The 7,929-nt window shown below is 66.7% G+C and carries 9 protein-coding genes; 5 read left to right on the forward strand and 4 right to left on the reverse strand.

Annotation, left to right across the window (positions count from 1 at the left end; all coding sequences use genetic code 11):
• The first annotated feature begins 584 nt into the window (after positions 1-584).
• Together RMCN_RS21005 and RMCN_RS21010 are read left to right on the forward strand one after the other, a co-directional pair.
• Positions 585-1,889: an MFS transporter gene (locus tag RMCN_RS21005; protein WP_067393301.1), complete on the forward strand. Its 1,305-nt coding sequence runs from the start codon at positions 585-587 to the stop codon at positions 1,887-1,889.
• On the forward strand, positions 1,886-2,161 hold the full coding sequence (locus RMCN_RS21010) for a hypothetical protein (protein ID WP_067393304.1): 276 nt from the start codon (positions 1,886-1,888) through the stop codon (positions 2,159-2,161). The genes RMCN_RS21005 and RMCN_RS21010 overlap by 4 nt, the downstream gene beginning before the upstream one ends.
• A gap of 19 nt (positions 2,162-2,180) precedes the next feature.
• On the opposite strand, the gene RMCN_RS21015 is transcribed toward RMCN_RS21010, so the two are convergent.
• Positions 2,181-2,531: a hypothetical protein gene (locus RMCN_RS21015; protein WP_064413785.1), complete on the reverse strand. Its 351-nt coding sequence runs from the start codon at positions 2,529-2,531 to the stop codon at positions 2,181-2,183.
• A gap of 150 nt (positions 2,532-2,681) precedes the next feature.
• On the opposite strand from RMCN_RS21015, the gene RMCN_RS21020 reads away from it, so the two are divergent.
• Positions 2,682-3,596: a DMT family transporter gene (locus RMCN_RS21020; protein ID WP_174523722.1), complete on the forward strand. Its 915-nt coding sequence runs from the start codon at positions 2,682-2,684 to the stop codon at positions 3,594-3,596.
• 8 nt (positions 3,597-3,604) lie between these two features.
• Here the strand turns inward: RMCN_RS21020 and RMCN_RS21025 are convergent, their stop codons facing one another.
• The 3 genes from RMCN_RS21025 to RMCN_RS21035 all read right to left on the reverse strand — a co-directional run bounded on the left by RMCN_RS21025 (position 3,605) and on the right by RMCN_RS21035 (position 6,906).
• Positions 3,605-4,414, reverse strand: coding sequence for an ANTAR domain-containing protein (locus RMCN_RS21025; RefSeq protein ID WP_064413786.1), 810 nt, complete (start codon positions 4,412-4,414; stop codon positions 3,605-3,607).
• Positions 4,415-4,424: 10 nt separating this feature from the next.
• Positions 4,425-4,736 carry an STAS domain-containing protein gene (locus tag RMCN_RS21030; RefSeq protein ID WP_064413787.1) on the reverse strand — a complete coding sequence of 104 codons (312 nt, stop codon included), beginning with the start codon at positions 4,734-4,736 and terminating at the stop codon, positions 4,425-4,427.
• A gap of 202 nt (positions 4,737-4,938) precedes the next feature.
• Positions 4,939-6,906 (reverse strand): SpoIIE family protein phosphatase, encoded by a 1,968-nt coding sequence (locus RMCN_RS21035; protein ID WP_067393307.1) that lies wholly within the window; start codon positions 6,904-6,906, stop codon positions 4,939-4,941.
• A 183-nt stretch (positions 6,907-7,089) separates the two neighbouring features.
• Between RMCN_RS21035 and RMCN_RS21040 the strand changes: the two genes are divergently transcribed.
• Together RMCN_RS21040 and RMCN_RS21045 are read left to right on the forward strand one after the other, a co-directional pair.
• Positions 7,090-7,449 (forward strand): STAS domain-containing protein, encoded by a 360-nt coding sequence (locus RMCN_RS21040; RefSeq protein WP_067393310.1) that lies wholly within the window; start codon positions 7,090-7,092, stop codon positions 7,447-7,449.
• A gap of 124 nt (positions 7,450-7,573) precedes the next feature.
• A complete protein-coding gene (locus RMCN_RS21045) occupies positions 7,574-7,840 on the forward strand; it encodes a hypothetical protein (RefSeq protein WP_084377624.1) in 267 nt (88 codons plus the stop codon).
• Positions 7,841-7,929 lie beyond the last annotated feature (89 nt).

Here is a 7,929-nt window from a genome sequence, read left to right on the forward strand (position 1 = left end):
GTTGCAATGGATAACCTTCAGACACTAGCCACGTGACCTGCGGAAACGCGGAGATCCGTCACGGCAGCCGGGCAGGACCCCCAGAGAAACGCCTGCACGAAGCCCTCGGCTACGTTCCACCAGCCGAGTACGAGGCCGCCCTCACCGGCACCTCACACCCAGCGAGCCAGCCGACCCCGGCCCTCGCACCCGAGTAGGAACAAAACCTGGGGTAGTTCACCGCGTCGACGACGCACCCGCGCCCAAGACCGCCTCCACCGCATCACCCGCGAACGCGCCCTCAACGCCCTTGACCGCGCCAAGACAACCGCACCAGCCACCACCGCACCCAGCAGACCCCCACCCACCCACGACGACACGTGGAACATCACCAGCGATGCCGGCAGCAACACCACCGACACCGAACCCCCACCCTTCTGAGAATTCCGACTCCTGAGAATTCCGACTCGGCCAAAGCTGACGCCGACGACGGGATGGACAAGCCGGTCACTCGCGGACGGGGGACCCAGCCCGATATCTTCTTGGCATCGCTTATGGCCGGGTAAGCGAAATGCTCAGCGCAGCGCTTACTTTCGGGAGGTCGGATGCCAAGCGATGTGCGCAAGGCGGTCACGGGCGCGTCGATCGGAAACGCCGTCGAGTGGTTCGACTTCGCGATCTACGGCTTCCTGGCGACGTTCATCGCGGCCAACTTCCTCCCGGCGGGCAACGAGACGGCGGCGCTGCTGAACACGTTCGCGATATTCGCGGCCGCCTTCTTCATGCGTCCACTCGGCGGATTCGTCTTCGGCCCGCTGGGCGACAAGCTCGGCAGGCAGCGGGTCTTGGCATTGGTGATCCTGCTGATGTCGGGCGCGACCGTCCTCATCGGCGTGCTGCCCACCTACCAGTCGATCGGTGTCGCCGCGCCGCTGCTGCTTCTGCTCCTGCGTTGCCTGCAGGGTTTCTCGGCAGGAGGTGAATACGGCGGGGGCGCCGTCTATCTCGCCGAGTTCGCATCTCAGCGCCGCCGCGGACTGACCATCACCTTCATGGTGTGGTCCGGCGTGCTGGGCTTCCTGCTCGGCTCCATCACCGTGACCCTGCTCCAGGCGCTGTTGCCCACCGCGGCGATGGAGAGCTACGGCTGGCGCATTCCATTCTTGATCGCCGGGCCGCTGGGTCTCGTCGGCCTCTACATCCGGCTGCGCCTCGACGACACACCACACTTCGCCGAACTCAGCAAGACCGACCGCGTCGCCGAGTCACCGCTGCGCGAGGCGTTCACGACGTCATGGCGGCCGATCCTGCAAGTCATCGGAATGTTCATCGTCTTCAACGTCGGCTACTACGTCGTCTTCACGTTCCTGCCGACCTACTTCATCAAGACGCTCCAGTTCTCCAAGACAGACGCGTTCCTGTCGGTCACGCTGGCCAGCCTCGTCGCGCTCATCCTCATCCTTCCGCTGGCCGCATTGTCGGACCGGATCGGCCGCCGTCCAATGCTGATCGCCGGATCGGTGGCTTTCGCGGTGCTCGGCTATCCGCTCTTCCTGCTGCTGAACTCCGGGTCGCTGGTCGCCGCGATCGCTGCCCACTGTGGACTGGCGGTCATCGAGTCGATCTACGTCTCCACCGCGGTGTCGGCGGGCGTCGAACTGTTCGCCACCACCGTGCGCTACAGCGGATTCTCGATCGGCTACAACATCTGCGTCGCCGGGTTCGGCGGTACCACCCCGTACGTCGTCACCTGGCTGACCGCCGAGACCGGCAACGACCTGGCACCCGCGTGGTACCTGATCGTCGCCGCTGTCGTCTCGCTCGCGACCATCATCACGCTGCGGGAATCCGCGGGTCGGCCACTCGCACAAACCGCGGATCGCCAAGCCGCGGCTAGGGTGGCTCCATGAAGCTTCGCGTGATGCCCTACGTCACGGTCGAGATCGACGAGCAATTGCGTCGCCGCGTGCGATCCGCCGGCGAGCGACTGCGCGTCAATGTGCGCGCCTACCTGTTGAGCGCCGCCGACGACGTCGACACGGCCAGCGACAAGGTCCGCGGTCTGTGCGACCGGGCGGTCGACCGCGTCGACACGGTCGTCGCCACCGTCAGCGACCGGATCGCCCCCGAACACGAGCCCCCGTCGCTGCGCGTGGTCGCCGGCGGCCGCGAGGCCAGCTAGCGCCGCGAGGTCGGACGGGTCAGCCGGCCCGAGTGGTGCGACCGCCGACCAGGAAACCGGCGGCGAGTACGACCAAACCGATGATCGCCACGGGGATCGACCACATGCGTCGGTCGGACACCGCCGAGTGGCACTGCGCGACGTAGTCCGGCGGATCCTCCGTCAGCTCATCAATGATCGGCAGGTTCTTCAGCTGGTTCGGATCGTTGCTGTTGGCCTGGCTGGCTTCGGTGTCGTCCGCGGCGATGGCGTTGCCACACGAGATCTTCTGATTGTCCGGTCCGGAGATCGACACAGGGACCAGCAAGGCGATGACTCCAACCAGGAGGACCACCGCACCGACCAGTACAAGCAAACGTCGCAGGTTCATGATCGGTTTGATGCCCCGATAGGTGGGGCACCAAACCTCGCAAAACGGTCGCTGCCGCCGAGCCAGGCGCGCGGGTCCGCGGTCCGTAATGTTGTGCTTGTCCGATCCGCAGCCTGGCCGGGAAGGAGCCAACGCTTTGGTAGGCCACTCGTGGTAGAGCAGGGTGTCGTAGTCCTGCTCGCCCTGCTCGCCGCGGTCTTCTTGGCGATCGGCATCGTGGTTCGGCAGCGCGCCACCATGGACGTCCCGGAGGAGCACGGCGTCAGCACCGTGATGGTGATGACGCTGCTGCGCAGACCACTGTGGTGGGCTGGCACGGCCGCCGCACTGGCGGGCTATGGCTTTCAAGCCCTCGCCCTGATCAACGGATCGTTGCTACTGGTACAGCCGATCCTGGTGTCGGCTCTCCTGTTCGCTCTGCCGCTGAGCGCCCGGCTCGCCAACCGTCGGGTCACCCGCGGCGAGTGGATGTGGGCGGTGGTGCTCACCGCGGCGCTGGCGGTGTTCGTGGTGCTGGCCAAGACCCAACCCGGCGACTATGAGGCGTCCGTCCCCTTGTCCGCGCTCGTGGCGGTCGTGTGCACCGGTGCGGTGACGGCGTGTGTGATCTTGGCCGTCCGCACCGCCGGGTGGAAACGTGCGGTGCTGCTCGCGGTCGCCGTCGGGTTGCTGTTCGGAGTGGTCGCGCTGCTCACGAAGATCGTGATGTTCCTGCTCGCCAACGGTGGGGTGGGCAAGGTGATCACCACCCCGGCGCTCTACCTGCTTCTCGTGCTGGGCGTCCTCGCGGTGTTTCTGCAGCAGTCCGCATTTCATGCCGGATCTCTGCAGACCTCGGTGCCGACGATGCTGGTGTTCGAACCGGTGGTCGCCGTGGTGCTGGGGGCGGTCGTTCTCGGCGAGCACATGACCGTCGGCGGCGTGAAGGCGGTCGCGATCTCAGCTGCCGTCGTCGCGATGGCGGCTGCCACGATCGCCCTCGGTCGCGAGGAGGGCGCGCTCGAAGAGGAGCTCGAGGCGGAGGCGGCCGCAGAGGCCGCCGCGGCGTCGAAGCGCGGCCCCTGACGGCGAAGCTACGGACCGTCGGATCGACGTTGCTCGTTGGCCATTGCCGTCCACAACAGCCGCGCAGCGTCACGCGCCGACTGCTGAGGGGCGATCGGCTCAGCGACACCTGGCTGCTGGGCCGGACGACCGCTGATGTGTTCCAACAACGCCACTGCCAATTCGCGCAGCTTGACGTTGAACTCCTGGCTCGCGCGACGCAGCATGCTCCACGCCTGCTCGGCGTCGCAGCCGACCAACCCCATCAATGCGCCCTTAGCCTGCTCGATGGCGCCGCGCGACTGCAGCGCGGCCAACAGGTCCTCGAACGCGGCCTCGTTCTGGGCGGCGGTGGTGACCAGTGCCGCGGAGACGAGTTGCTCGTAAGCGATCAGCGTCGTGACGGTGAGCGCCGAGGCCGGCTCGGTCAATGTGCACGACAAGACGATTGCCGCGTCCTCGCGCCAGAAGCCGGGCACCGCCGCCGCTCCGTGTGCGGTTTTCAACTCGGCGGTGATCCCACTGGCTTGCTCGGACGCAGCATCGAAGGTCAGTGCGGGCCAACGGTCATCGGTCCACAGATCGAGGCTCAGCACCGGCACCTGATGAGTTAGCGCGTCGGCGACCGGGCCGCCCAGTCCAGACAGCTGCGCAGCGATCATCTCGCCTTCGACACCGAGCGTCGCGAGCGTCGACACGCCTTCGTTGAACCGCTTGTCGTGGACGGTGACAGCCACGCCCAGGGTGTTGGCCAGGTCGGCCTGCAATCGTTCGAGGATCCGATGCAACAGCGTGATCAGTTCGGGGTGCTGACGAGGCTGAAAACTGGGCGCTGGCATGCCGATCCGCTCAATCGACGACGGTGACCGTTGCGACCTTGTCGAGGCCGGAGATCCCGAGCAGCGTGGTGATCGGCCCGTCCGTGGGCACCACCAGTTCCAGTTTGGCGTTCGCCGCGACAGAGAACAGCTCCCGCAGGGCGGCGCTGTCACAGTACGTGACACCTGTGAGGTCGACCGTGACCGAGGAATTGTCTGCGGCCGCGCGCGACAACACGCTGCTGAATTCATCGACATTCGCCAAGTCGATCTCACCGACCGCGGTGACGACCGGGGGTGCCTCAGCGCCCCCGGGCTCGAGCCGGAACTGGTTGCGGGTCACTACTTTTAGTCCCCCACCGTCAACGAGCCACACCGATGGACGGCAGCGTGAGCGAATCCGATCACAGAACCTCCCGATGTCCTAGCGGCCCCACCGCCCCTGCGCACGCCAAACAGTCCGCATCGCTGCCTCTTCCCGACAGACGTTCCCTTGCCAATATTTGTAATACCACGATGGCGGTGTCCAGGCGGGCAGAGCTGGTTCAAACTCGAATCTCCGGTAAGTGAAACGTCATATCCACGGTGGTGCCGGCCGCTGTGCCGTCGAGGTCTACGCGATCGCTGACGGCGCGCATCAACAACAGGCCGCGGCCGCGGGTGCCGGGGTCGGGAGGCGGCGCCTTCCACGACCCGAAATCGGTGACCCGCACGTGGATCGCCGTGTCGTGAATGTCGGCCTCGACGCGAACACGTCCTGGCTCATGGCCGCGGTAGGCGTGCTCCACGCTGTTGGAACAAGCCTCGTTGACGACGAGGATGAGATCGGACGTCGATTCGTCCGAAGCGCCGTTCGCCGCCAGCCACGCCGCCAATTTGTGCCGGATCTCGGTCAACTTCGCCGCGGTCGCGGTGTCGTCGATGATGAGGGACGCCTTCGGCGACCGGTAGATCACGATCGCGACGTCGTCATCGAAACCGCCGTCGGGCACCAGCGCGCTCAGCACCGCGTCGGCGACGCCCTCTATCGGCAGGCTCGCGGTATCGGCCAACACCGCGGACATCTGGTCGATCTGGGAGTCGATGGACCGGTCGCGCCGTTCGACCAGCCCGTCGGTGTACAGCATCAGCGTCGAGCCCGCGGGCAAGGGATGCGTCGTCTGCGGGCGCGGTCGAGAATGGGTCACCGCGAGGGGGACCGTATTCGCCTGGTCGAGCAGTTGCGGGGGTGCGGTTCCCGACACCAGCACCGGGGGGACGTGACCGGCGCTGCTGTACTCGACGGTTGCCGACACGGTGTCGACGATCGCGACGAACACGGTGGTGCAGTAGGCGTCGGGGATGAACTCCGCGACCGAGTCGAGGTGTTCAAGCACCGTCGACGGTCGTGCCCCGGTGAGCAACAGGGCGCGTGTCGATGCCCGCAACTGCCCCATCACGGCTGCGGCAGCGAGGCCGCGGCCGACGCAGTCTCCGACCACGATCCCGATTCGGCCGTCACCGACGGGAAGGACGTCGTAGAAGTCGCCGCCGATCTCCAGCGGATGAACGGCAGGCTCGTAGCGCACGGCGAATCCGGGCGGCAGATCGATCGGGGACAGCAGCGAGCGCTGCAGCGTCAGCGATGTCTCCCTGGCGCTCTCGAACTGCCGGACGTGCTGCAAGGCCGAGCTGAGGTGGCCGACGAGCGCCGAGACCAGGCGTCGGTCCTCAGCGCTGACCATCCGGGGAGCGTTGTGCTCGAGGCACAGCACCATGTCCCGGGCACCCGAGAGTACCGCGACGAAGCCCCTGGTGGTGCCCGCGCTGGGTACCGCGCCGACTGGCGTCACCGTCAGCGGTATCCACGTTCGGGCGTCCTCGAACGTGCGACGCCAGTCCTCGCCGAGGCCCCGCCACGAGGTCACCGCGGGTTCGCCGGCCACCCGAACGGTCGGCTCCTCACCGTCGGCCTGCGGCCACGTCACCGTGATCAGGCGCTGTGCGTCCAGCGGTACGCGGCACTGCGCGAGCGTTATCGCGAGCACCTCGTCGACGTCCTTGGCGACACTCACGGCCGTCGCCAACCGCGCCATCGCCCGGTCGCGCTCCGCCGCTGCCCGGGGCGCAGTGATATCGCGGATGGTGCCGACGTAGAGACGGCGCCGCGAGTGGTGGTCCGGGACGGCGTTGATGCTGATCGCGACCCACCGCGTTCGTCCGTCGCGGTGCCTGATCTTGGTTTCGACCGTCAGGCGGCCCTCGCGGACCAGGGTGGCCCTGCGATCGTCGGCCGCGGCCCCGTCGACCGCCCAGGGATGAGGCATCGGATAGGGCAAGCCGTCCTGACCGTATCCGGTGATCTCCGCGAAGGCGTCGTTGATCTCGACGACGCAGCCGGTGGCATCGGTGACGAAGAAGCCCTCTTGCAGCGAGTTGACCAACGCGCCGCGGAATACGTCGCGATCGGCGAGATCGTCGGCTCTCGCCCGTTCGCGCTCGTAGCGCTGGTAGAAATCTGCGGTTTCGGTCATGTTCGCGGCAGTCGGCCCTTCCAGCTCGCGCTCACACCGGAATCACCCAGCGCACAAGTCTCTTCTCGACATTAGCCTGCGGATCACAGCATGAACCCCTGAAGCACTGATCTGTGCCGGGGTGCGACGGGTTAAGCTCGCCCCATTGCCGTCGTGGTGGCGGCGCCTACCGGAGGACCACCGTTGTCACGTAATGAGCCGATAAGCACTTCGATCTCCCACGAGGACGGCATCGCTGTGTTGACGGTCGGCGGTGACGTCGACCTCGCCACGGTCCCGACGTTCCAGGCCGCGATCACCGAGGCGCTCACGCAGGAGCCCACCGCCCTCGTCGTCGATCTGCTGGCGGTGGACTTCCTCGCTTCCGCGGGGTTGCAGGCGCTGGTCGCGACACACGAAACCGTGAGCAAGACAGCACGCTTCGCGGTCGTGGCCGACGGGCCGGCGACCAGCAGACCGATCCAGCTGACCGGACTCGACCAGGTGTTCTCGCTGTATCCGACGCTGGCCGAGGCGCTCGGCGCGCTGAAGTCCGGCTCCTAGTCCCCGCAGCGCCGCTAGCTGCGGTTTCGAACTGAGCGCCGGTGCCGATCTTCGGTTAGAGTTCGAACGCCGGCTTTGATCTTGAAGCTTTCTGGCGCCGGTCGGGACAGTTAGGACTGCAATCATGAGGTCAGCTCGGATCGGTCGTCGCATCGCCGCCGTCGCGGGTGGTACAGCCGCGGTCGCGATGGTCATGTTCAGCGCATCGTGCTCCAGCGAGGAGAAGGCGCCAGAAGAGACCACCACGACCACCACGACGACAACCACCACCGAAGCGCCGCCGCCGGTCGAGACCACTGACAAGGCGCCGCGCATCTCACCCGGGCCCAACCCGTTCTCGCCGACGCTGACTGCAACGCCGGCGCCGACGGCCATCCCAGGCGACAACTAGCCTCGATCTTTCGTGAGTGAGGCAGTGACTGGTCGCTGGGGTTGTTGTCGTGTCGGTATTTCTTGGGCCATGGGTGGCCACCGGCGCTG

Source organism: Mycolicibacterium novocastrense (genome assembly GCF_001570485.1).
Taxonomy (GTDB): domain Bacteria; phylum Actinomycetota; class Actinomycetes; order Mycobacteriales; family Mycobacteriaceae; genus Mycobacterium; species Mycobacterium novocastrense.